Here is a 22,807-nt window from a genome sequence, read left to right as displayed (position 1 = left end):
TGCGCTTGGCGCACGGGCGGCGGAGACGGCGCCAGGGCGCGCAGCGCCTGACGTCGCCCCTGAGCTACTGGAGCAGAGACTCTGCGTCGGAGTCCGGGGTAATGACCTGGATCCCGGCGGCCCGGCAGTATGAGGGGTACTCCCCGGGAAGGGCGCAGTCGCTGATCAGCACGTCAAAGGCGGAGAGCGGGGCGATATTGACCGGCGCGACCTCATCGAACAGCCCGCTGCGGGCCAGCAGGATCCTGCGGATGCCGTGGGCGATGGCCCGGCGCTTGGTCGCCGCATCGTCCAGTTCGTGCCAGGTGACGCCATGGCGTTCGTCTACGCCGGCGGCGGAGATAAAGACCTTGCGCGGGTTCAGCGTGTCGAGCATGGAGGGGTTGGCGTTGTCGTAAAAGGTGTCGTTTTGGGGTCGATAGCTGCCGCCGCAGAGGATGGCGGCGGCCTGGGGCTTGTCGCGCAGGGCCAGAAAGACGGCGTGTGAGCAGCAGATCCCGGTGAAGCGGATATCCTCCGGGATCAGGCTGACCACCAGCGGCATTTCCGGCCCGTTGTCAAAGAAGACCACGTCGCCGTCGGCGATCAGCCCGGCGGCCAGGATCGCGATCGGCAGATCGTCCTGATGATGCCGCGGGCTGTTTTGCCTGGGGTGGGTCGTCGGCGGATGCGGCGCGTTGACCGCCACAATATAGCCGCCGAGCAGGGTGAGGGGGAGCCCCTGCGGGTGGTTATCCGGGCTCAGATCGCGGCGGATGGTCATAACAGAAACTTCCAGCATGCGTGCGGCATCCTTTAAATGGATGCGGTCGGATTTTTGCAGCAGGGCCTGCAGACGACGGATGCGTTCTTTTTGCTTGGTTTCCATGGGTTTTCTCCGCTCCCGGCGATGAAAATGTTTCTTCTATAACATTTTGCGCGTCTGGGAACATATAAAATATGTGCTTACTATACAGCCGGATAGGGAAAAAATAAAGCCTAGTTCGGCGCAATGTCAATTTATCACATTGTTATTTATTGTTTTTATATGGCGATGCGGCCTGCGACCGATGGCATGACACGCCGCGCTGCGCTTTTCTGACCTGGCTCTCACTGTATACATTCTCTTCGACTCATCGTGATTAATCGCGATCATAATCACAAATGATGCTTTAGCAACATGATAATGTTACTTCAATATCATTGTTGCATTGGCGTTACTAAGGAGTAAGGGCATGGATATTGCAGTTATCGGTTCTAATATGGTTGATCTCATTACCTATACCAATCAGATGCCCAAGGAGGGCGAGACGCTGGAGGCACCGGCATTTAAAATTGGCTGCGGCGGCAAGGGCGCCAATCAGGCGGTGGCGGCGGCAAAGCTCAATTCAAACGTGATGATGTTGACTAAGGTCGGCGATGATATTTTTGCGGACAATACGATCCGTAACCTGGAGTCCTGGGGGATCAATACCACCTACGTGGAAAAGGTCCCCTGCACCAGCAGCGGCGTCGCGCCGATTTTTGTTAACGCCAACTCCAGTAACAGCATTCTGATTATCAAGGGCGCCAATAAGTTTCTCTCTCCGGAGGATATTGATCGGGCGGCGGAGGATTTAAAGAAATGCCAGCTGATCGTATTACAGCTGGAGGTTCAGCTGGAAACCGTCTATCACGCGATTGAGTTTGGCAAAAAGCATGGGATTAAGGTGCTGCTGAATCCGGCGCCGGCGCTGCGTGAGCTGGATATGACCTATGCCTGTAAATGTGATTTCTTTGTCCCCAATGAAACCGAGCTGGAGATCTTGACCGGGCTGCCGGTTGACTCCTATGAGCATACGCGGACGGCGGCCAGAACGCTGATCGAGAAGGGACTGAATAATATCATTGTCACCATGGGAGAGAAGGGCGCGCTGTGGATGACGCGCGATCAGGAGGTGCACGTGCCTGCATTCAAGGTGTGTGCGGTGGACACCAGCGGCGCCGGCGATGCCTTTATTGGCTGCTTTGCCCACTACTATGTGCAGGACGGCGATGTGGAGGCGGCGATGAAGAAGGCATCACTGTTCGCCGCATTCAGCGTAACGGGGAAAGGAACGCAATCGTCCTATCCCAGTATCGAACAGTTCAATGAGTTTTTGGCATTGAACGCATAATAAAACCATAGCAAGGTAGCATTCATTATGAATAATAAAAGCATCATTCAGATGCCAGATGGCTATCTGAATCGAACACCTCTGTTTCAATTTATTTTATTATCCTGTCTATTTCCACTCTGGGGATGCGCAGCGGCATTGAACGATATTCTGATCACGCAATTTAAAAGCGTATTCGAATTGAGTAACTTTGCCTCGGCATTAGTTCAAAGCGCCTTTTATGGCGGATATTTTCTGATTGCCATCCCCGCCTCTCTGGTGATTAAGAAAAGCAGCTATAAGATAGCCATTATGATGGGTCTGGCGCTGTATATCGCCGGCTGCTCGCTGTTTTTCCCCGCCTCGCATATGGCCACCTATACGATGTTCTTGGCGGCGATATTCGCCATCGCCATCGGGCTGAGCTTTCTGGAGACCGCGGCGAACACCTACAGTTCGATGCTGGGGCCAAAGGCGCAGGCTACGCTGCGTCTGAATATCAGCCAGACCTTTTACCCGATCGGCGCGGCGGCGGGGATCCTGCTGGGGAAATACCTGGTGTTTTCCGAGGGCGATAGCCTAGAGAAACAGATGGCTGGCATGAATGCCGAGCAGATCCATGCCTTTAAGCTGGCCATGCTGGAGAATACCCTGGAGCCGTATAAGTACATGATCATGGTGCTGCTGGTGGTGATGGCGCTGTTCTTACTGACCCGCTTCCCCACCTGTAAGGTGGCGCAGACGGCCGGTCGGCCACGCCCTTCGGCAGGGGAGACGCTGCGTTATCTGGCGGCTAACGCCCGCTTCCGCCGCGGTATCGTCGCGCAGTTCCTGTACGTCGGTATGCAGGTCGCCGTCTGGTCGTTTACCATTCGTCTGGCGCTGGAGCTGGGTGATATCAACGAGCGTGATGCCTCGACCTTTATGGTCTACAGCTTCGGCTGCTTCTTCATCGGGAAGTTTATTGCCAATATCCTGATGACCCGCTTTAACCCGCAGCGGGTGCTGGTGCTCTATTCGCTGATCGGCGCGCTGCTGTTGGCCTATGTCTCGCTGGCGCCGAGCTTCAGCGCGGTGTATGTCGCGGTTACCGTCAGCATCCTGTTTGGCCCCTGCTGGGCGACCATCTATGCCGGTACGCTGGATACCGTAGACAACGAACATACCGAGATGGCCGGCGCCGTCATCGTGATGGCGATTGTCGGGGCGGCGGTGGTGCCGGCGGTACAGGGGTATGTGGCCGACATGTTCCATTCGCTGCAGCTCTCCTTCCTGGTCTCGATGCTCTGCTTTATCTACGTCGGCCTCTATTTTTGGCGTGAGAGCCGCGAGGCGCAGGGATCACCGGCGCGCGACGCGGTGCAGGGGGAGGCATCATGAAGAGCAAAATCATGCTATGGCGGTCGCTGTTTGACGCGCAGCCGCGCACGTTGTTGAGCAATGATGATTTTCGCGTAACGGCGCAGCGCTACGACAGCGGCGTAGAGGGGCTGCGGATCGAGAACCGCCGCGGGCATCTGGTGATCCTGCCCTGGATGGGGCAGATGATCTGGGAGGCCTGCTTCGATGGGCGCGATCTGACCATGCGCAACATGTTCCGCCAGCCGAAGGCGGCGACGCAGGTGGTCGAGACCTACGGCTGTTTCGCCTTTCACTCCGGCCTGCTGGCCAACGGCTGTCCATCGCCGGAGGACAGCCACCCGCTGCACGGTGAGATGCCCTGTGCGCCGATGGATGAGGCTTGGCTGGAGCTGGACGGAGACAGCCTGAGTATCACGGGAAGCTATGAGTATGTGATGGGCTTCGGTCATCACTACCGGGCTCAGCCGACGGTGGTGCTGCGCGGGGAGAGCGCGCTGTTCGATATCGGGATGCGGGTGACCAACCTGGCGTCGGTACCCATGCCGCTGCAGTACATGTGCCACATGAACTACGCCTATGTTCCCGATGCGCTGTTTAGCCAGACGATCCCGGACGCGGCGCTGATCCTGCGCGAGTCGGTACCGGCCCACGTGGTGCCGACGCCGCAGTGGCAGCGCTTCACCGAACGCCTGCGTCAGGGGGAGGCGACGCTGACGCGTCTGGATGCGCCGCAGTGCTACGATCCGGAGATCGTCTTCTTCGCCGATCGGCTGGATCGCTATGGCGAGCGGCAGGAGTTTCGGATGCAGGCGCCGGACGGGACGACCTTTGTGACCCGCTTCTCCAGCGGCGACTTTAACTACGTGACGCGCTGGATCCTGTACAACGGCGATCAGCAGGTGGCCGCCTTTGCGCTGCCGGCGACCTGCCGTCCAGAGGGCCATCTGGCGGCGCAGCGCAGCGGCACGCTGCTGCAGCTGGCACCGCAGCAGAGCCGCAGTTTCTGGCTGACCACGGGGATCGCCTGATCCCGCCCGCCGAGTAGCTACGCTCACCGCGGCGCCCCTCCAATGCGGGGCGCCGTTTTTACCGTTTTACCGCGCGCCGCGCGGGATTTAGAAGGTATAGTCGATTTGATGACTTATCTTTAAATTAATATTGCAAACGTAATATGCTTATCCTCTCTCCTTAGCGAATATTAAGTATAAGGATATTCAGCTGCTTAACATCTATAATCCTCTGTGGTCATGCCGTTTCTGATAGTATGTAAATATCACCCGCCTTCGCTTTGTACGCTTCGAGAGGTATCAAGTCTCTTTTTAACTGTATATTGAAGTTATATAATACCTCTTGGCAACTATGTCGCTCACGAGGTTATTTTCTTATTTAACTTGTCGATTATAAATAAAATTATTAATACTATCCATATACTATGCAGGCAAAGCGTTATCCAGCTTCTACGTTTAATGTGCAAAGGGATTTACATGTCACATTCTGCTATATTGCTGCTGTTGCTATGATTCATTAGTGGACGTTGTTACTTAACAGATTGGTAGGACCTTTTTTTTAATGATAAGGATGGTTTCATTGTGAGCATAATGTATCTCTCAGTCATTTTTATTTTTATAATGTTTGCTTTTGCAGTGGCTTTTGCTATTTCTTTAAAAAAATTAAAAAAAGTGCAGATGTCAGAGCTCAGTAAGTCGAGACAGTTGGAGAAATACTCCGCGATTATTGACGCTGAGGCAGAGGCTAAGCAATTGCTGGCGACGGCGACAGCTCAGGCAGATGACACTATAGAGCAGGCTAAAAATATAGCGCTAACGTTAGAGCGCGAGGCCTCGGCATTGTTAACTAATGCCGAGGTAAAAGTTGAAAGCATGCAAACTGATATTGCCAAGCTTCGCCTGTCTTATGCTGAAAAGAAAGCTATTTATAATGAGCTTGAAAAAGCTATCTCTATTTATCGTGAGGATGTTGAGTTTTCTGAAATGGGAATGTATCAGCCTCATTTTGACTTCGATACATCCGAAGAGTTTAAGCTTGCCATCAAAAAAAACCGGGATAAACAAAAAGAACTATTACGTATAAAAAATCGTGACGGTGCGATTTGGTGCGCTACCGATTGGTCTGTTCATAACTCAAGAGCAGAGGGTAAAAAAATGACGACGAGAGCGATAAACCTTACCGCCCGAGCCTTCAACGGAGAATGTGATGCGGCAATTGCCAATTGTACATTTAAAAATTGGTCGATCATGTATGATCGTATTCACGCTGCATTTAATAAAATAAACTCATTAAATGAGGTTAATGATATTCATATTAGTAGGGACTATCTTGAGTTGAAGACGCAGGAGCTTGATCTCGTTCATCACTATAAAATGAAGAAGCAGGCAGAGAAAGAAGAGCAGCGAGAGATAAGGGCGCAAATGGCTGAAGATCGTAAAGTTCAGCAAGAGATTGACAGGGCTATCAAGGAGGCGGAGGCTGAGGAAATGAGAGCGCAGAAGGCGCTTGATAAAGCGCGTAAGGAAATGGAAACGAAAATTGCAAAAATGACCGCCGAGCAAGCCGAAGCATATCAGGAAAAAATCGATGCGCTGCAGGCTGCACTGACGGATGCTGAGCGTAAAGGGCAGAAAGCGTTGAGTATGGCACAGCAGACTAAACGCGGTCATGTCTATATTATCTCTAACATTGGTTCTTTTGGGGAGGATGTGTTCAAAATTGGCATGACTCGCCGCTTAGACCCGCTGGATCGGGTTAATGAACTCGGTAGTGCTTCGGTTCCATTTCTGTTTGATGTACATGCAATGATTCATAGTGAGGATGCCCCTGCGCTTGAGAGTTCGCTCCATCAATTTTTCGATAGTAAACGGACTAATTTGATTAATCGAAGAAAAGAGTTTTTTAGTGTGAGTTTGCAAGAAATTAAATCTGCCGTCCATGACATTGCCGGGGAGGATGTTGATTTTGTGGAGACGGTTGCCGCTCAGCATTATTATGAAACGCTAGCGATAAGGAAGAAAATATCTGCTGACTTACCGGTGATCGATCATTCATTTTCTAAAGCTCCCCGCTTTGCTGAAGCTATTTAGATGAAATGATGGCCTATATTGATTTATCTTATTCGCGTTAGCGAGTCCTGCAGGCCATCTACAGCGCCCCTCCAATGCGGGGCGCCGTTTTTACCGTTTTACCGCGCGCCGCGCGGGATTTAGAAGGTATAGTCGACGCCCAGCGTGACGGAGCGTCCCGGCGCCGGCTGGCGGCCCCATGGGCTGGTATCGATCCCGCGGTAATAATAGTCCTTGTTAAACAGGTTATTTACCGTGATATAGCCGGAGAGTTGGCTGTCGCGATCGTGGTACAGCGCCTGGGTCACCTGCGCGTTCCATACGGTGTAGGAGGGCAGGCGTCCTGCATCCCCCTTCGCCGTTTCGGCACGGGTGTTCTCCTTGTCAGAGAAGGCGGCGCTGTAATAGTAGCCGGAGAGTGCAAAGGTGGTGTCGCGCCACTGGTAGCGGCCATCCAGCACCAGCTGGTGACGGGAGGCGTAGGGCATCTGACGCCCGGCGTTGGCCCCGATCAGCTGCTCGCTGTCGAGATAGGCGTAGCCCGCGTGCAGCCTCATCCCCTCCAGGAAGGCGGGGGAGTAGAAGGCCTCCATTTCGATACCCTGATAGCGGGCGCGCCCCAGGTTGACGAAGCTGGCGCTGGCGTTGTCGTAGATTATTTTACTGTCCGTGTAGTCGATGCGGTAGTAGTCGGCCTGCAGGCTGAGCGCCGGCCAGGGGGTGTAGCGCACGCCGGACTCGTAGTTCCAGGCCAGCTCGGCGCCGCGCTGGTCGCCTTTGACGATTTGGGTCACCTGCGGGGCGCGCAGGCTCTTTTGCGCGTTGGCATACAGGAACCAGGCGGGGGTCGCCTGATAGCCCAGGGTCAAGCCCGGTAGCCACTGCTGATCCCGGTTCTCCACCGTTTGGCCGCTGCGGTTATCGCGATAGCGCTCGTTAACCCGCTCGAAGCGTATCCCGGGGGTGATGGTCAGGCTGTCGTCAAACAGCATCACGGCGTCGCTGAGGTAGCCAGCCACGCCCTGGTTATGGAACTTCCAGTCGCGGGTCACCTCGTCCGGGCGAGCCTGGGTCAAATAGCGGCGTTGGACCAGGTAGTCGATGTTTTCATCGATCAGCCGGGCGCCCAGGGTGAACTTCTGATTGAGGTACTCCCCGGCGTGATACAGCGTCAGGCGCGGTTCGGTGCCCCAGACCTTAAAGTCGCGCGGCGAGCTCTGCTTGATATCCGCCGGGCGATCCGGCGCCCAGACCATCCCCGCGGCTTGGCTCAGGCCGACGTCGAAGCTGCGGTGCGACAGGTGGCCGAACAGCGTCCAGTTGAGCTCGCCGGTATCGAAGGGGCCAACCCTGTCCAGCAGGGTGTTGTAGACCGCGCTCAGGCGCTGGGTGCGCCCCTGATAGCCGTCCTGCAGCCGGGTGCTCTGGGTGCGATCCTGCTGATAGTCGGCGGCGGAGAGCGCGCCGGGGAGCTGGGCGTCGGCATCATAGTACTGATAGGTCAGATTCAGGCTGCTGTCGTCGTTGATATTCCACAGCCCTTTGATCCGGTAGTTTTGCACCCGTTGCCGACTGTGCTCACGAAACGCGCTGCCGTTGACCAGATTGCCTTCGAGCTGCAGGCCGAACTGCGCATTCAGCATGCCGCCGCTGCTGATATAGGTGTCGGACAGATTACGCCCGTGACCGGCCAGCGTGGTGCGCTGCGATATCCGGTTTTGCCAGCGATAGGGAATCGGCTTACTGATGAGGTTAATCACCCCGCCCACGTTGTTGGGGCCATACTGCACCGCCGCGCCGCCGCGCACCACGTCGATCCTGTCGAGGGTCTGAAAGGTGACCGGAAAGAGGGAGAGGCCGGTCTGGCCGTAGGGCGCCAGCGCCAGCGGTATGCCGTCGAGCAGCATCTGCACGTAGCCGCTGCGGCTGTCCTGCAGACCGCGCACGGCGACCTGCGCCAGTATCCCGGTGCCGGTTTCATCCTGTACCTTTACGTTGGGAACGCGCTGCAGGGCGTCATCGATAGAGCGGTTGGCATCCTGGGTCAGCTGCTGGTTGCTGATGACGCTACGGCTGCCGGGGTAGGTTTTTACCGCGTCGGCCCGGGCGTCGCCCAGCAGGTTGCCGCTGACGACGACGCGCTCCTCCGCATGGGCAAAACCGGCTCCGGAGAGCAACAGGGCCGCGGCGATGGGGCTGAGAGAGAGGCAGGCTGTTTTCATTATGATCCCTTATTGAGTCTGGTGATAAAAGGTGGGTGCCGTTGTGTGTCATGACGTCCGAACGCGCGCGGGACAGGCTGCGCGCCGCTCGGACGGTGGTTACGGCGTCGCGTCGGCCCGCAGGAAAAACAGGCCATGCTCCTCCACGCCGGCGTACTGCCGGTATAGGGTTTGCAGATCCGCGCGCGGATCGACATCGGCAAAGCGCGCCGGGTGCAGAAACGCGGCGATGGCCTCCAGCGCGATGACGTTGAACGGGCTGTCGTAGAACTGGTGATAGATAGCCATGACCTGGCCGTCGCGGATGGCCGGCAGGGTCGCGAAGCCGCGGCGCGTCAGCAGGCGCTGCAGGCGCGGTCGGGTGCTGGCCTCGGTCGCCTGGTAGCCTAGGGGCACCGCCAGGGAGAGGCCGCCGCGCTGGCTCCAGTCGGCGCCGCTGAGCAGATAGCGCGCGGGGCGGACGGCGATCAGTTGCTCCAGATTGACGTCGCCGCCGCCGTCGGGGACGCGGTCGGCCAGCAGATTGCGCCCGCCGGCGGCCTCGATAAACTGACCGAAGCCACTGCGACCAAAGACGGCGCAGCAGCTATCGCCGGTCATGCCGGCGTGGTTTTCGAACACCACGCCGGGGCGCTCGGCGTCCGGAATCGTGGCCACCCGCCGCTGTACGCGCTGCTGCAGCTGCTGATAGCGGGCGATAAAGCGTTCGGCGTTGGCGGATTCGCCCAGCGCCTGTCCCAGCAGACGCAGGGAGGGGACGGTGTTGTGCAGCGGCTGGCGGCGGAAGTCGATAAACAGGGTGGCGACGCCGCTTTTTTCCAGCAGCGCCAGGGTGCCGCTCTCCCGCAGGCGCGGTAGCAGGCCGAGATCGAAGATCGCCAGCTCGGGGCGCAGCGGCAGCAGAAATTCCACGCTGAGGTCGCTGCGGTAGGGGTTGGCGAAGACGGGGATCTGCGTCAGGCGCGGGTAGGCCTGAGCGTAGCGGCGCGCCATGTCCGGCGCGCGTCGCCGCAGGGAGTCATCCCAGGCGACGATGCCGCGCAGCGGATCGCCGGGGTGCAGCAGGCTGAGCGCCAGCAGCAGACGGCTATCGCCCAGCACGATCCGCTGCGCGGGGGCGTTGAGGGTGACCTGACGCCCCGCCAGATCGGTCAGCGTCAGGGGGGCGGCGCGCAGCGGCGCGGCGACGCACAGCATCAACGCGAGGGAGAGGAACATAAGCTTCATACATGGATCTCATTCAAGGGGTGAATGGGGCTCGACGCCGGGCCGTTCGCATCACTCGAGCCAAACGGTGTGCGGCTCGGCGTGCATCAGAAAGTGGCGATGAGAGATGTTCCAGGCGTAGGCCCCCGCCAGCGGAAAGACCAGCCAGTCGCCCGTCGCCAGCGCGGCGATAGGCTGGCGGCGCGCCAGGACATCCTTGGGGGTGCACAGCTGGCCGACCAGCGTAACGCGCCGATCGCGGATCTCCGGCGGCGTGTCGCGGCGCACCACCTGGAACGGATGGTCATGGCCCTGCGCCGCCGGGGTGCGAAAGTGATGGGTGCCGCCGTGGCCGACGGCGAACCACTCGCCCAGATTGCGCTTGATGTCCAGCACCTCCATGACGTAATAGCCGCAGGGGGCGCTGATGTAGCGCCCGCACTCAAAGCGCAGCAGCCAGGGGTCGGCCCGACAGGCGCGGCGAACGGCGGGCAGCCGCTGGCAAAAGTCGGCCCAGTCGAAGTGGCGGGCGGGATCGCGGTAGTTAATGCCGAAGCCGCCGCCGAGATTGACCATCTCTATCTGCAGGTGAAACTGCTGGCACCAGCGCTGGACCTGGGTCAGGCAGTGCTGGATCAGCGCCAGGTGGCTGTCCACGCTGAGCTGGTGGGAGAGCAGGTGAAAGTGAAAGCCGCGCAGCCGCAGCCAGCGGGCGTCGCCGATGAGCCGCAGCGCCGGCGCCAGATCGGCGGGGTCCAGGCCGAAGGGGGTCGGCTTGCCGCCCATCATCAGCGGCGTCTCCGCGCCGCCGGGCAGCGGAATGTTCATGCGCAGCAGCAGGGGCAGCGTCTGGCGCCGGCGTTCGGCCAGCGCCGCCAGGCGCCGCAGCTCGCCCAGGCTTTCGACGTGCAGAGCGTCGACGCGCAGATCGCAGGCCTGCTCCAGCTCGCGGGTCAGCTTGCCGGGGCCGCCGAACAGGAGCCGGCTGTCCAGCGACTGCTGCGCCAGCCAGGCCAGCTCGCCGCCGGAGGCCGCCTCAAAGCCATCGACCCACGGCGCCAGGGTGTGCAGGATCGGCGCTTCGGCGTTGGCCTTTGCGGCGTAAAACAGCTCACAGTGCTCGGGCAGGAGGCGCTTCATCGTCGCGATGCGTTCGCGCAGGGCGGAGAGATCGTAAAGGTAGCCGCAAAACGGGGTATGGCGCTGCTGCAGCCGCTGTATTTCACGTGTTACCAAGGGCGTCATGGGCGGCTCCTCATCGGGTGGGGCAAGGGGGTGTAGTCGGCGTGGCGATCGCGGCGCTGCAGCAGGCGCGTCCGCAGGTTGTTTTTGCTGGGCAGCGGCGCGCCCTCTAGCAGGGCGGCGATCTCCGGCTGGTGACGCCAGCGCTGCAGGTGGTGCGCCAGCCGATCCCATAGCCGCTGCTCCAGCGTGCGATCGCCGTCGGCCAGGCGGAACAGGGCCTCGGCGAGATGGTTGACGAACAGGCAGTAGGCGGTGCGCTGCCAGCCCTGGTGGCGGGTGTAGCTGACCGAGCGCCGCGCCGCGTCGGAGAGGGTGGCCAGGCGGGCGGCGTCCCAGCGGGCGCTGTCGAGCTTGGTTCCCTCCAGATCGCGCAGCCACAGGCGGCAGGGCAGATGATCCTGTAGCCCGATAAGCACATTCTGCAGATGGGGTTCAAAGACGATCCCGCGATCGAAGAAGGCCGTGAGGACGCTGGGCAGCAGCAGCGTCAGGTAGTGATCCAGCCACAGCAGCGCGGTCTCTCGGTAGTCGAGCGCGCGGGTGGCCGCCAACTCGCGAATCAGGCGCTGCAGCGGGCTGGCTCCGTCGCGATCGAGGCCGAACAGCGTCCCCGCCAGCGCGGTCTGTCCATCCTCGCGGACGCTGAGCGGCAGGGCCTGGCGATACAGTATGCCAAAGCACTCCTGCAGATGGCGCACCGCCTCCTGCTCATCCGCCCGGGCGAGGGGGCTAAAGTCCAGCGTGGTGGCGTTGGGCTCGCGCAGAATGGTCAGGCCGGGAACGGCGTGCTCCAGCTGACGAAAGTCTTCATTGAGCAGGGCGCTCAGGGTGACCGCGCTCTCTAGCTCATACCAGGCGTTTTTGCGGATGCAGTTGGTCAGCCGCACGTGGATAGAGCACTTGAGGAACCACGGCAGCGCGGGGTGGTACAGCGTGCGCACCGAGGAGGTCGGCGCCAGCGCCGCCCCACGCGGCCCCAGCGGGGTAATCAGCCCCTGACGCGCGGCGCGCAGATAAAGCGGGGAGCGCATGATGTGCGCCGTCTCCCAGGGATGACAGGGGTACAGGTGGGGCTCGCCGCCCAGCTCGCTCAGTACGCCGCCGATATCATCGATGCCCCGCTGGCTGAGCAGACGCGGATCGATGCGAAACCAGAACAGCGGAAAGCGGGCGCCGACCTCGGGAGAGCAGGCCAGCAGCGCCCGGGGGTCGACCCCACTGCGGCTTTTCGGGCTGGGGTGGAGCGGATGTCCCCAGATCAGCCCCTGCTCGCTGCCGATAAAGTCCGCGCCCGGGCGAAACGCATGGGCGAGAAACGCCGCCGTCACGGCGCTGCTGTTGGCGATTTGCGCCGCCAGCGCCTCGTTGTGCGCCACCTCCAGGCGCGCGGCCATCTCCGACAGCAGCAGGTCGATGGCCTGCGCCGGCGAGAGCGGGCGCCAGGGGCGGCCAAAGGATTTGACAAAGGGGACCATGTCGAAGTCGCCGCGCCCCAGCAGGCTCCAACGCCGCGCCTGGATAGCCAACAGACAGTCGCTGGCGGGCAGCGTCAGGCGCAGGGGCTCGCCCGCCACCTGCGCGCGGGTCAGCGCCTGGGGAATATCGCCGTGGGGGCAGAGACGCACGCCGTCATCCGCCAGAGCAAACTCGCGAATATAGCAATTCAGCAGCGCGGTAAAGGTCGCGTGACAGGCGACGGCGGTGACCTCGGGATTAGGTGTCAGGGCATCGGTGGTCATGGCAGGGCTCCTTAAAGGGAAAAACGAGACAGAGTGCCAGTGCGGCAAGCGCCGCGACGGCAGACGCGATAAAGGGGGCCGACGGCGAAGCCTGCGCGCTCAGCAGCGCGGCGCACAGGCCGGCGCCGACGCCGGCCCATTTGCCGGCGGCATCCAGCTGCGCCAGGCGGTAGGCGGCGTCATGGGCGCGAAGGCGTTCGGCGATGCGTCGGTTAAGCCCGGCGTAGGCCAGCAGAATGCCCACGCCGAACAGGGTTCTGGCGGCCAGCAGCGCCGCCGCGCCCGAGAGGGCGTATTGCCACAGGGCGGCGATCGCCAGCAGCGCTAGCCCCAGCGGGAGATGATGACGGGACGCGGCCGTGCGGTGCAGCGGCGGCAGCAGCAGCAAATAGAGCAGGTGGGGCCAGCTGTAGAGCGCCCCGACCATCGCCGAACCGGCGACCCACGGCTGGGCGTAGGGCAAAAAGTAGGGAAAGGTGACGACCATGGCGAAGCTGAACAGGATCTGCTGCACCCTGAGCAGCGTATAGCCCGCCGGCGCCGCCGTTGACGCCGCCGCGCCGCGCTGGGGGCGATCCTCGCCGTTTTCCCAGGCCGGGCCGCGATCGTCCGGCAGCCAGCGTGTGAGCAGCAGCGCGAGCAGCGGCAGCAGGGCCAGCCAGAGCCACAGACGCTGCGCCTGCAACGGCGCGAACTCCAGCGCCGCGCCGATCAGCGGCGGGGCCGTCAGCAGCGCCAGACGGGCGGAGAACTGGGTCCAGTTGAGCGCATGGGCCAGCCTCTCGCCCGGGCAGGCGCGGTAAAGATAGCCGTTGGCGGCCGCCAGCGTGCCGCCGGCCAGCCCCTGCAGCGCCAAGGCTGCGATCAGCCAGGGCAGTGAGGGGGCGACGCCTGCCCAGGCAAAGGCCAGCGCCAGCCCCAGCAGCGCCCGCTGCAGCGAGCGGCGGCGGCCGTAGCGGTCGGCGAAGCGCCCCCAGTAGGGGGTGCTCAGGGCCATCAGGACCGTCGGCAGCGTCGCGATCAGGCCGATCCAGGGGCTGTCCGGCGCCACCGAAAACCCACGCAGCAGCGTCGGCAGAAACAGCGGTACGCCAAGGACGGTAAAGGCGGCCAAAAAGTGGCAGGCCAGCACGATGGGCAGGATCGGCGCCATATCAGCTCGTCTCGGCGCGCAGGAAGTTAGGGCCGCTGTGGCCGTAAAACTTGTTGATGTCCGCCGCGCCGGAGGCCTGCTTGCTGAGCAGGCTGCCGCTTTGCAGCAGGTATTTCACCGGCTGGTGGGGATCCTCGAACAGGCAGCGTTGGGCGAAGGCGGTATCGACGCCGCGCTGTGCCAGGGTGGCGAGGGTGTTCGCCAGCGCCTGGCGCAGTATGTGGTAGGCGGCGGCGCGGTTAAGCTCGCCGGCGGCGGCCAGGCTCTCCAGCACCGCGGCCAGGTCCAGCTGCAGGGTGATGGTGATGAACATCTGCGCCAGCGCCCGTTCGTCGTCTACGCAGATGCGCGGATCGCGCAGCTGCGCCAGCCGCGGGGCCAGATCGGGGCAGGCGGCGCAGAAGCGCGCGGGCCAGAGACGGGCGGCGTCGTTGTCCTTCAGCACCAGCGTCAGCGGTTGGCCGGGAGCCAGGCTGAGCATGGCGTTCTGCTGGTTAGACTCCAGCGCGATGCCGTAGCGCAGCCACAGGGTCAGGTGTACCTCGGCCATCAGTGTGCAGTATGACTGCCACCATTGGTAGAGCGTGGGCATGTTGGGCTGACGCAGGACAAAGGCGAGATAGCTGCCGCCGTCGGGCATCGGGCTGCCGAGCGCGGCCACCGGCGCCAGGGTCTCGTCGGCGCGGGGGGCCGGATAGCGGCGCAGCAGGAAGGCCAGCAGCATCTCATCGCCTACGTGGCCGCCGTCGCTTTCATCGACGTGGCGCAGGCGCCCGCGCAGCAGCGGATCGCGCTGCGCCAGCCGCGGCAGAACGTCGGCGAACCACAGCCCGTCATACAGCGTAGAGGGCTTGATTAAGCGCAGATTTTTTTGCCCCAGGGTGCGCATCGCCAGGGGGACCTTAAGATGACAATCGGGGTGCTCGGCCAGCTGCAGGGTGCGAACCGACAGCGTGGGGTAGACCTCCAGATACGGGTCGGGGGCGGGCAGAAAATCGGGCGGCAGCGCGTTGAGCTGGGGCCAGGTCAGCGGATGCACCGGCAGCAGAACGTGGTCGCCGGCGATCTGCGGCGGCAGCCCGACCTGCGCGGGGCGGGGCCACCAGGCCGGCCGCGGCTGCTCACTGCACAGGGTGACGGCATCGCGCGGCACGGCGAGCCAGCGCAGCGCGAAGGGCTGGGCGAACTCCGGGGCGTAGCGGCGCAGCTGTGCGGCGTCGAAGCCAAATTTGGCGCGCGCCGTGGGGTAGTAGGGGTGGTCGAGGAAGCTGGCCATGCGATCGGCGTGGCGCAGTCGCTCGCCCCAGCTGCAGCGCGCCAGATCGGGGGTCAGCGCGGCGGCCTGCTCGGCGAAGATAGCGCGGCAGAGCTCGCCCTGCGCGCAGGCGGCGTCGGCTTCGGCGCGGTAGGCGTGGTACAGCCGCTGCGCCTCGGGATCGTCCGGCGGCGTCAGGCGCGCCAGCCAGGCATCGTAGCCCTCGCAGTCGCGCCATTCGCCGTCGTGATACTCCTGCCAGCGCGGCGCGGTGGCCCGCCAGGACTGCATGTAGTCGTGGGGAGAGACCGCCAGGCGCAGCGGAACGGCGAAGTGCGAGGCGTATAGCCAGTGGGTGTCGCCCTCTCGGCGCAGCGTCGCGCGGCTCAGTACCCCGGCGACATCCTCGCGGAGGCAGGCATCGATAATGCGCTGCGTAATATAGCGGCGTTGGTTCATGGCGCGATCTCCCAGGTCAGTGATGGCAGGACGCGCTCCGCCAGGCTCTGCAGCCGCATCGGGTCCGCCGCCTGCAGGTAAAGCACGCCCAGGTAGTCTTTGTTGGAGTGGGTTTGCGTAATGCGCTCGCCGCGTTGGCGCAGCGCCCGGTAGCTGACGCCGGGCGGGCAGTGGGGCTGCGGCGGGCGGTGCAGGGTGCCGCTGTTTTCCGCGATCAGATAGTGGATCAGAGCGGCGGCGGCGGGTGGGGTGACGTCGGGCAGCGGCTGCCCCAGATGCAGGCGCAGAATCGGGGTAAACCAGCCGCCGGGCAGCAGTCTATCCAGCAGGAACTCGCGCCCATCGCCGATGCTGCGGTAGTTGATCTCGACCAGCCGCGGCCCCTGCGCGTCGGCGATAAACTCGCTGTGGCATACCCCCAGGCCGACGCCGAAGCGCTGCAGCTGCGCCAGGACCTGGGCCTGCCAGCGCTGGCTTAGCGTCCCCGGCCAGCGCGCCTGGGCTTCGATAAAGTGAGGCGCGGCGCCGAGCGTGACGTCGAAGCCGCCGATCGCGATCAGCCGCTCGCCGTCGCCCAGGGTCTCCAGGGTGAACAGCGGTCCGTCGAGGTACTGCTCCAGCAGCAGCGTGCAGCCGGGGGGAAAGGCGGCGCGCGCCCGGGCCAGCTGCGCGGGATCGTCGACCCGCGTGACGTTCATCGACGCCACGCCCTGACTGGGCTTGAGCACCAGCGGCCAGGGCCAGTCGGGATCGATGGGGGTCTCCGGCAGCAGCCGCTGCGACCAGAGGGAGGGCAGGCCCAACTGGGCTAAGCGCTGGCGCATACGCCACTTCTCCTTGGCCGCATAGCAGATGGGCCAGGGTTTTCCCGGCAGATCCAGCGCGGCGGCGGCGATGGCGCAGGCGCTCTGCAGGTGGTCGCTGTTGGTGAAGAGCGCGCGGGGCGTGACGTCCAGCGCCGTCAGCGTCTCCAGGATGGCGAGCGGATTAAAGACATCGCATTCGACCACCGTCACTGGCTCAGCGAGGCAGGCGCGGTGTTCGGCGGCGCGATCGGTCAGCAGCAGTACGGGGAGATCCAGCCGTAGGGCGGCGGGAACAAAGCCCTGGGTGGTGGCGGCATTGACCACGTGACTGACGATGACCAGAGGTGCGGAACGAGACATAGGCGGTATCCGTTTTACAGGGAAAGATCGGTGGCGCGCGGGCCACGGGAGGTCGCGGCGCGGAGGTCGTCGCGCCGCTGACGTAACGCGCGGAACAGCAGGCCGCGATCTTCGCCGCACAGCCAGGCGTCGATCCCGCGGCGCAGCCAGTCGGCCTGCTGCCGTTCGCTGCGGGGGTTGGCGCAGAAGGGGACGCCGGCGGCGCGGCAGCGGCGGGCGATGCGGCGCAGCTGGCGGGTCACCCGCGGGTGCGTCGGCTGCGCGCCCAGCCCCAGGCTGAGCGCCATGTCCAGCGCCCCCTCCAGGATCATGGCGACCCCGTCGAGCGCCAGCAGCTCATCGAGGATGGCCAGCCCGGCGGCTGACTCGATCATCGGGATCAGCATCAGTCCCTGGTTGGCCTGCTGACAATAGGCGTCCAGCGGTCGGGTGCCGAAGCCGGTGACGCCGCCGCCGGTGATACCGCGTCGTCCAAGGGGCGGAAAGCGCATGGCGTCGCGCGCCGCGGTGACCTCGGCGATGGACTCGACCTGCGGCAGGACGATGCCGTGGGCACCGAGATCCAGCACGCGGCCAATGCGCTTGGCCGTGGCGTCGGGAACGCGCACCAGCGGCGCGCAGCCGTGGCTCTGGGCCAGATGAATGCAGTGCTGCAGGCGCTCCTCATCGTGGGGCAGATGCTCCATATCCAGGATGACAAAGTCATACCCGGCGCAGGCGATCATCTCCACCAGCAGGGGGTGGAGCAGCGAATTGAGGATGCCGAAAACCGGCTGTTTACCCAGCTTAGCGGGGAGCGATAATTCCAGCATAGTTATTAATGATAATGGTAATGATTTTCATTCAAATTAATCTAGCGGGGATGATCGTGGTGAGATAGTGAATAATTGTTGCAAATTATTTCAGAATGCGTCGGAGCGGGGCGGCGGCTGGCGGCGGCGGCAGTGTTATATAACAGTATGTTTATTATGGTTATTGTGATTATCCCGCGCCCTGTCGCCGCGGCGGGGAGCGACGGCGACGGGGAGGCGCGACCGGGTCAGGGTGCTGGCGGGGCGCTGAGTCCATCCACCACCAGCTGGGGGCGTCCGCGGGAGCAGGACTCGACCCGGCCGCGGACGCCATAGACGTCGGCCAGGTGGGCTGGGGTGATCACCGCCTGCGGAGGGCCATCGGCGATGCGCCGCCCCTGCGAGAGCAGCAGGGCATGATCGGCGTGGCGCAGGGCGATATTCAGATCGTGCAGCACCACAATTGTGACAATGTCACGTTTTTGCGTCTCCTCACGCAGCAGCGTCATGACGTGAAACTGGTAGTTGAGATCCAGCGCGCTGAGGGGTTCATCCAGCAGCAGCAGCGCGGGGCGGCGGATCAGCGATTGCGCCAGCCCAACCAGCTGCTTTTGCCCGCCGGACAGGGTCGTCAGGCTGTGCAGCGCCAGGTGGGCGATCCCCAGCCGGGTCAGCAGCGCCAGCACCTCGCGCTCGTTGGCGTCGCCTTCGGCGGTGGCATGGCGGGCCACCATGACCGACTCCAGCACGCTCAGGCGTACCCCCTCCGGCAGCGTTTGCGGCAGGTAGACCACCTGACGGCTACGGTGAGCCGCAGAGCACCCCACCAGCTGGCATCCGTTGAGCAGCAGGCTGCCGCGCGCCGGGTGTAGGCCGGCCATCGCCCGCAGTAGGGTCGACTTTCCGCAGCCGTTGGGCCCCAGCAGCGCGCAGACCTGGCCACCCGCCAGCCGTTCGACGCTGAGACCGTCAATCACGCGGCGCTCGCCGTAGCCTGCGCTCAGCGCGTTTATCTGTAGACCCGACATTATAGGAGCCCCCGCTGGCGGAAGAGGATGCTGAGGAAAAACGGCACGCCGACCAGCGCGGTGACGATACCGACGGGAATGACGACGCCGGCAAAGAGGTTCTTGGCGGCGACGGAGGCCAGCGAGAGCACCAGCGCGCCGCTAAGGGCGCTGCCGGGCAGGTAAAAACGGTGATCCTCGCCAAACAGTAGACGGGCGATATGGGGCGCGACCAGGCCGATAAAGCCGATCGGCCCGACGAACGCGACCGCCAGCGCGGACAGGATGCTGATGCGCAGCAGGGTGCTCAGGCGCAGTCGACGGACGTCGATACCGAAGCTGCTCGCCCGATCCTCGCCCAGGCGCAGGGCGGTGAGCTGCCAGGCGCTGCGCAGGGAGAGGGGCAGCAGCACGATCAGGGCGGTGCCCAGGATCCCCAGCGTCGTCCAGGAGGCGCGGGCCAGGCTGCCCATGGTCCAGAACACCAGCCCCTGCAGGGTATCCTCGCTGGCGATAAACTGCATCAGGGCGACCAGCGCGTTGAAGGTGAACACCAGCGCGATCCCAAACAGCACGACGCCGGAGGCGGCGACGCGGCTCCAGCGGGTGATACCATACAGCAGCAGGGTGGCGAGCAGGGCGAAGAGGAGCGCATTGGCGGAGATCGCCCACTGCGCCGGGAGTCCCGGCACGCTGAGCCCCAGCACGATGGCCAGGGCGGCGCCGAAGGCGGCGGCGGAGGAGACGCCCAGGGTGAAGGGGCTGGCCAGCGGATTATTGAGGATGGTCTGCATTTCAGCGCCGGCCAACCCCAGGATCATGCCGACCGTGACGGCCATAAGGGCATAGGGCAGGCGGATATCCCAGACGATGACCTGCGCCGCGGCCTCGGCGGCGGCGGGATGCCACAGCGTTTGCCAGAGGCGTGAGGGCGACAGATCCGACGGCCCAAGGGTGAAATCGAGCAGCAGCGAGGCGGCGATGGCGGCCAGCATCGCGGCGATGAGCCACAGGCGCCGCCGCAGGATGCGGCGATAGGCGCGCTGGACGGCGACGGCGTCTACGCCTGGCCTGAGCGGCTCGTCGGCTTCGCGGGGCGCGGCGACCCCTGTGGAGTAGGGTGTTTTCATGGCTGGAATACCGTAGGAATAATAAAGTGATAACGCTAATCAATATCAATATTGATGTAAATGAAAATTATTAGCATGTGAGGCGTGGGGCAGGAACAGGAACAGGCGCTGTGTGGTGCGGTGCGCCCTTGGTATCCGCCGACCAGGCGGAGGGGGCGGCGCGATCTGGCGAGACTGGGCTAACTTGAGCTTGCGAATGCGATCCGATCTCAATTACAATGGTATTGTTATAACATAACATATGCTAGGAGCCGAGATGAAACCACCTATTTACCCGGCGTGCCGCCGGACGCCCTGTGTCACGACGGCGGCGGATGTACTCTCTCTGCGGGGCATTCGCGCCGCCGCGCTGGGCGGGGGATCGCGCCGATGAAGATCCTCTCCTCGCTGAAAACGGCCAAGCATCGCCACCCGGACTGCCGTATCGTGCGCCGCCGCGGCAGGCTGTATGTCATCTGCAAAAGCGACCCCCGCTTTAAGGCGCGCCAGCGCTGACGGTGCGAGCTTTCGCTATTCGACGTGCGGATCCGCGCCTCTGCGCCGCAGAAACGATCGATAGAAATAAAAGATGCCCCGCCAAGGCGGGGCATCTTTTATTGATTGCAGAGAAAACGGCTTACTTAATACCGTTATAACCATCCATATAGGTTTGTATGATGGCATCGGACATCGCCTGACGCCATTTCTGTTCCCGATGGCTATAGCTGTTGTACGCTTTTCCCGCGAAATGCTCTTTGCCATTTATTCTGGTCAGAAACGCCTGGCTTTTAAATTCGTCGATGCGCTGCTGCTGCTGAGCCTGGGTGATGGCGGCGGCGCGATCTTTTTTCCCTAGTTCCCAGAACTGCTGCAAAAAGGGGATGGAGGATTGGTATGAGTCATAGAGTTTAGTGCGGTAGTTAGGGTCGAAATTATCATCGGAGGCGTAGGTGAGGTGTTTAGCGTGGCGCGCGGCGCTGCTTTCAGGTTGGGCGCAGGCGGAGAGCAGTAGGGGGGCGGTAGATAGGATACAGAGGAAAAATAAATGTTGTTTATTCACGGTATTATCTCGTTAGGTAATACTATTTTAATGGTATTACAAATACTATCATAGTTATCTCGGTGAAGGTAAGTTGAGATTATTTTCAGCTGCCGATGGCGCCCTCTGCGAGGCGTTGGTAAGGGGGGGCGATATGCCCACTGCACTCTGGCACAGTGGGCTTAGGCGGCGCGCCCGGCGTGGGGCGAAATGGGCGCTAGCGCCGTCGGGCGGCTATATCAGGGTTCTGCCGACGCCGACCGGATTGCACCACCGCTGCTTGTATTTTCCTGACATAAAGCCGAAGGAGAAATGCAGCGGGAGCGCGAGGGCATGGGCTTTCTCGGTCGCTTTTTCCAGATTGTTCCACATCAGGATAGTGCCTATCGAGTGCGCCTTTATCTCCATATCATAACCAATGTTGATAAAGTCGACGAAGAAGCCCAGCGTCGAGGTTGAGGTGATGAGTAGCTGGATCCCAACGGGATTATCATTGAGGTAGAGAACCTCGCCGATAAAGTCATCTTTAAACTTAACAAAGAAATCGATATTAATCTCTCGCTCGGGAATAATCGCGCCTCTACGCATAAAAAATAGATTTTCATATATTGAAAATAATTCTTCACCGCTAAGTTGGCTGACGTCGACAAAGTATCCACCGTCGGCGATAAATTTTTTAATTTCACGTCGTCGGGTGGAGACGGTCTTTTTAGAAAAGTCTTCCCTTACGTTTTTTGCAAAGGCCGCGGTCCGCTTAGTAAAAAGGTTAAATGACGAATTGATGATATTTTTCTTGAGCGGACTAAGGCACTTGGTTTTGAATGGCGCAATGCATTTGACGTCCGAAGAGAACGGCAGAACGATCGAAGAATTGGGAATAGGCAGACTGCTTATCGACTTATTCGGATTTTTAAAGTCATTGACCAGCCATTTCCCATCAAGGCAGGCGGCGCCCAGCAACTTCTTTTTTCTGTAGGCGACAAATCGCAGATCCGCACCATGGTGTAACATAAATTTAATATAATGAGGCGATGACTCTGAGTTGTAGCCATATTTTGAGCAGCATTCCATATACTCATCGATACCGCACTCATCCCACCCCGAAAATTTGAACAACATAGCAATGCCTTTATATTTCGTTTTTCCTTATGATACATTACAAATTGTTACAGTCATATATTTATATAGTGATTGTTGATATTTTATTAGGATTGGTTAATGTCAATGCGGAGATGTCTGTTTTTTCAGCGGCGCTGAGGCAGGTTATTTCCCCCGCCCCAGTCCAGTCTCAGCGCTCTTCCGTCGGCGTGGGCGCCTCGACGGGCCAGGGCCACTGAATATAGTCATTGTTTGCGCAGGCGCCGATCGGGCGGGCGGGAACCCCGGCGGCGACGCTGTGCGCCGGAATATCGTGGGTGACGACGGCGCCGGCGCCGATTTTGACATCGCTGCCAATGGTGACGGCGCCGACGAGGCAGGCGCTGGGGCCGACGTAGACCCGATCGCCGATGACGGCCGCCGGCGTGTGTACGGCGCCGACGGTAGAGAAGTGGGACAGGTTAACGTTATTACCGATGCTCGCCGTGGGGCTGACCACGATACAGCCCGCGTGCCCCAGATAAAGTCCGTAGCCGATCCGGGTCTGGTAGGGGATCTCCAGGAAGTACTTTCGTTTAAAGCGGAAATGCTGTAGCCGCGCCAGCGCCCGCAGCGGCCGGCAGCGGCTATGGCACAGGCGCAGCCATACGCTGAACTTGAACCCGGGGTTTTTCACGTATTCGACAATAAACGTCCTTACGCCGATCCGTTCCGGGCCGACGTAGCGGTGCAGATCGCTGCGGATGTAGCGAAGGATGGTCATGG

The 22,807-nt window shown here is 61.6% G+C and carries 19 protein-coding genes; 5 read left to right on the top strand and 14 right to left on the bottom strand.

Annotation, left to right across the window (positions count from 1 at the left end; translation table 11 throughout):
* Positions 1–64: 64 nt before the first annotated feature.
* Positions 65–868, bottom strand: a complete 804-nt coding sequence (locus L1P05_RS09495; RefSeq protein ID WP_012848816.1) for a DeoR family transcriptional regulator — start codon at positions 866–868, stop codon at positions 65–67.
* A gap of 346 nt (positions 869–1,214) precedes the next feature.
* On the opposite strand from L1P05_RS09495, the gene rbsK reads away from it, so the two are divergent.
* The 4 genes from rbsK (at position 1,215) to L1P05_RS09475 (ending at position 6,574) form a co-directional block, all read left to right on the top strand.
* Positions 1,215–2,135 (top strand): ribokinase, encoded by a 921-nt coding sequence (gene rbsK, locus L1P05_RS09490; protein ID WP_012848815.1) that lies wholly within the window; start codon positions 1,215–1,217, stop codon positions 2,133–2,135.
* Between the two features lie 27 nt (positions 2,136–2,162).
* Complete coding sequence (gene fucP / locus L1P05_RS09485) at positions 2,163–3,494, top strand: L-fucose:H+ symporter permease (protein ID WP_012848814.1); 1,332 nt, start codon at positions 2,163–2,165, stop codon at positions 3,492–3,494.
* Positions 3,491–4,504, top strand: coding sequence for an aldose 1-epimerase family protein (locus L1P05_RS09480; RefSeq protein WP_012848813.1), 1,014 nt, complete (start codon positions 3,491–3,493; stop codon positions 4,502–4,504). Before fucP ends, L1P05_RS09480 begins: the two co-directional genes overlap by 4 nt.
* Before the next feature lie 561 nt (positions 4,505–5,065).
* A complete protein-coding gene (locus L1P05_RS09475; RefSeq protein ID WP_012848812.1) occupies positions 5,066–6,574 on the top strand; it encodes an SNIPE associated domain-containing protein in 1,509 nt (502 codons plus the stop codon).
* Positions 6,575–6,693: 119 nt separating this feature from the next.
* Here the strand turns inward: L1P05_RS09475 and L1P05_RS09470 are convergent, their stop codons facing one another.
* The 10 genes from L1P05_RS09470 to L1P05_RS09425 all read right to left on the bottom strand — a co-directional run bounded on the left by L1P05_RS09470 (position 6,694) and on the right by L1P05_RS09425 (position 19,926).
* Positions 6,694–8,775 (bottom strand): TonB-dependent receptor family protein, encoded by a 2,082-nt coding sequence (locus tag L1P05_RS09470; protein WP_012848811.1) that lies wholly within the window; start codon positions 8,773–8,775, stop codon positions 6,694–6,696.
* Between the two features lie 99 nt (positions 8,776–8,874).
* On the bottom strand, positions 8,875–10,002 hold the full coding sequence (locus tag L1P05_RS09465) for an ABC transporter substrate-binding protein (protein ID WP_012848810.1): 1,128 nt from the start codon (positions 10,000–10,002) through the stop codon (positions 8,875–8,877).
* A 51-nt stretch (positions 10,003–10,053) separates the two neighbouring features.
* Positions 10,054–11,226, bottom strand: coding sequence for a type III PLP-dependent enzyme (locus tag L1P05_RS09460; protein ID WP_012848809.1), 1,173 nt, complete (start codon positions 11,224–11,226; stop codon positions 10,054–10,056).
* Positions 11,223–12,965, bottom strand: a complete 1,743-nt coding sequence (locus L1P05_RS09455) for an IucA/IucC family protein (RefSeq protein ID WP_012848808.1) — start codon at positions 12,963–12,965, stop codon at positions 11,223–11,225. The genes L1P05_RS09460 and L1P05_RS09455 overlap by 4 nt, the downstream gene beginning before the upstream one ends.
* A complete protein-coding gene (locus L1P05_RS09450) occupies positions 12,940–14,118 on the bottom strand; it encodes an MFS transporter (protein WP_012848807.1) in 1,179 nt (392 codons plus the stop codon). Before L1P05_RS09450 ends, L1P05_RS09455 begins: the two co-directional genes overlap by 26 nt.
* A gap of 1 nt (position 14,119) precedes the next feature.
* Positions 14,120–15,832 carry an IucA/IucC family protein gene (locus tag L1P05_RS09445; protein ID WP_012848806.1) on the bottom strand — a complete coding sequence of 571 codons (1,713 nt, stop codon included), beginning with the start codon at positions 15,830–15,832 and terminating at the stop codon, positions 14,120–14,122.
* Entirely contained in the window at positions 15,829–16,998 is a 1,170-nt protein-coding gene (locus L1P05_RS09440; RefSeq protein WP_034168255.1) for an ATP-grasp domain-containing protein, read from the bottom strand. The genes L1P05_RS09445 and L1P05_RS09440 overlap by 4 nt, the downstream gene beginning before the upstream one ends.
* A 14-nt stretch (positions 16,999–17,012) precedes the next feature.
* Positions 17,013–17,810 (bottom strand): HpcH/HpaI aldolase family protein, encoded by a 798-nt coding sequence (locus L1P05_RS09435; protein WP_012848804.1) that lies wholly within the window; start codon positions 17,808–17,810, stop codon positions 17,013–17,015.
* Between the two features lie 227 nt (positions 17,811–18,037).
* Positions 18,038–18,817, bottom strand: coding sequence for an ABC transporter ATP-binding protein (locus L1P05_RS09430; protein ID WP_012848803.1), 780 nt, complete (start codon positions 18,815–18,817; stop codon positions 18,038–18,040).
* The gene (locus L1P05_RS09425; RefSeq protein WP_012848802.1) at positions 18,817–19,926 is read right to left on the bottom strand and encodes a FecCD family ABC transporter permease; all 1,110 of its coding nucleotides are present in this window, start codon (positions 19,924–19,926) and stop codon (positions 18,817–18,819) included. Before L1P05_RS09425 ends, L1P05_RS09430 begins: the two co-directional genes overlap by 1 nt.
* 369 nt (positions 19,927–20,295) lie before the next feature.
* Here L1P05_RS09425 and ykgO point away from each other — a divergent pair, with 369 nt between their 5' ends.
* Entirely contained in the window at positions 20,296–20,421 is a 126-nt protein-coding gene (gene ykgO / locus L1P05_RS09420; protein ID WP_012848801.1) for a type B 50S ribosomal protein L36, read from the top strand.
* A gap of 121 nt (positions 20,422–20,542) precedes the next feature.
* Here the strand turns inward: ykgO and L1P05_RS09415 are convergent, their stop codons facing one another.
* The 3 genes from L1P05_RS09415 to L1P05_RS09405 form a co-directional block, all read right to left on the bottom strand.
* Positions 20,543–20,965 (bottom strand): Exc2 family lipoprotein, encoded by a 423-nt coding sequence (locus tag L1P05_RS09415; RefSeq protein ID WP_012848800.1) that lies wholly within the window; start codon positions 20,963–20,965, stop codon positions 20,543–20,545.
* 213 nt (positions 20,966–21,178) lie between these two features.
* Positions 21,179–22,063, bottom strand: coding sequence for a GNAT family protein (locus tag L1P05_RS09410; protein WP_012848799.1), 885 nt, complete (start codon positions 22,061–22,063; stop codon positions 21,179–21,181).
* 169 nt (positions 22,064–22,232) lie between these two features.
* A complete protein-coding gene (locus tag L1P05_RS09405) occupies positions 22,233–22,805 on the bottom strand; it encodes a serine O-acetyltransferase (protein ID WP_012848797.1) in 573 nt (190 codons plus the stop codon).
* Positions 22,806–22,807: the final 2 nt, after the last annotated feature.

Origin of the sequence: Edwardsiella piscicida (assembly GCF_021733145.1) — a bacterium.
In the GTDB taxonomy this organism is placed as follows: domain Bacteria; phylum Pseudomonadota; class Gammaproteobacteria; order Enterobacterales; family Enterobacteriaceae; genus Edwardsiella; species Edwardsiella piscicida.
Note: the sequence above shows the minus strand (reverse complement) of the source record. Positions and strands in the feature narration are given on the sequence as shown.

Excerpts from the sequence above, each read along its gene's own strand:
- L1P05_RS09495 (WP_012848816.1), bottom strand. The coding sequence starts at position 868 with ATGGAAACCAAGCAAAAAGAACGCATCCGTCGTCTGCAGGCCCTGCTG.
- rbsK (WP_012848815.1), top strand. The coding sequence starts at position 1,215 with ATGGATATTGCAGTTATCGGTTCTAATATGGTTGATCTCATTACCTAT.
- fucP (WP_012848814.1), top strand. The coding sequence starts at position 2,163 with ATGAATAATAAAAGCATCATTCAGATGCCAGATGGCTATCTGAATCGA.
- L1P05_RS09480 (WP_012848813.1), top strand. The coding sequence starts at position 3,491 with ATGAAGAGCAAAATCATGCTATGGCGGTCGCTGTTTGACGCGCAGCCG.
- L1P05_RS09470 (WP_012848811.1), bottom strand. The coding sequence starts at position 8,775 with ATGAAAACAGCCTGCCTCTCTCTCAGCCCCATCGCCGCGGCCCTGTTG.
- L1P05_RS09465 (WP_012848810.1), bottom strand. The coding sequence starts at position 10,002 with ATGAAGCTTATGTTCCTCTCCCTCGCGTTGATGCTGTGCGTCGCCGCG.
- L1P05_RS09460 (WP_012848809.1), bottom strand. The coding sequence starts at position 11,226 with ATGACGCCCTTGGTAACACGTGAAATACAGCGGCTGCAGCAGCGCCAT.
- L1P05_RS09455 (WP_012848808.1), bottom strand. The coding sequence starts at position 12,965 with ATGACCACCGATGCCCTGACACCTAATCCCGAGGTCACCGCCGTCGCC.
- L1P05_RS09450 (WP_012848807.1), bottom strand. The coding sequence starts at position 14,118 with ATGGCGCCGATCCTGCCCATCGTGCTGGCCTGCCACTTTTTGGCCGCC.
- L1P05_RS09445 (WP_012848806.1), bottom strand. The coding sequence starts at position 15,832 with ATGAACCAACGCCGCTATATTACGCAGCGCATTATCGATGCCTGCCTC.
- L1P05_RS09440 (WP_034168255.1), bottom strand. The coding sequence starts at position 16,998 with ATGTCTCGTTCCGCACCTCTGGTCATCGTCAGTCACGTGGTCAATGCC.
- L1P05_RS09435 (WP_012848804.1), bottom strand. The coding sequence starts at position 17,810 with ATGCTGGAATTATCGCTCCCCGCTAAGCTGGGTAAACAGCCGGTTTTC.
- L1P05_RS09430 (WP_012848803.1), bottom strand. The coding sequence starts at position 18,817 with ATGTCGGGTCTACAGATAAACGCGCTGAGCGCAGGCTACGGCGAGCGC.
- L1P05_RS09425 (WP_012848802.1), bottom strand. The coding sequence starts at position 19,926 with ATGAAAACACCCTACTCCACAGGGGTCGCCGCGCCCCGCGAAGCCGAC.
- ykgO (WP_012848801.1), top strand. The coding sequence starts at position 20,296 with ATGAAGATCCTCTCCTCGCTGAAAACGGCCAAGCATCGCCACCCGGAC.
- L1P05_RS09410 (WP_012848799.1), bottom strand. The coding sequence starts at position 22,063 with ATGTTGTTCAAATTTTCGGGGTGGGATGAGTGCGGTATCGATGAGTAT.
- L1P05_RS09405 (WP_012848797.1), bottom strand. The coding sequence starts at position 22,805 with ATGACCATCCTTCGCTACATCCGCAGCGATCTGCACCGCTACGTCGGC.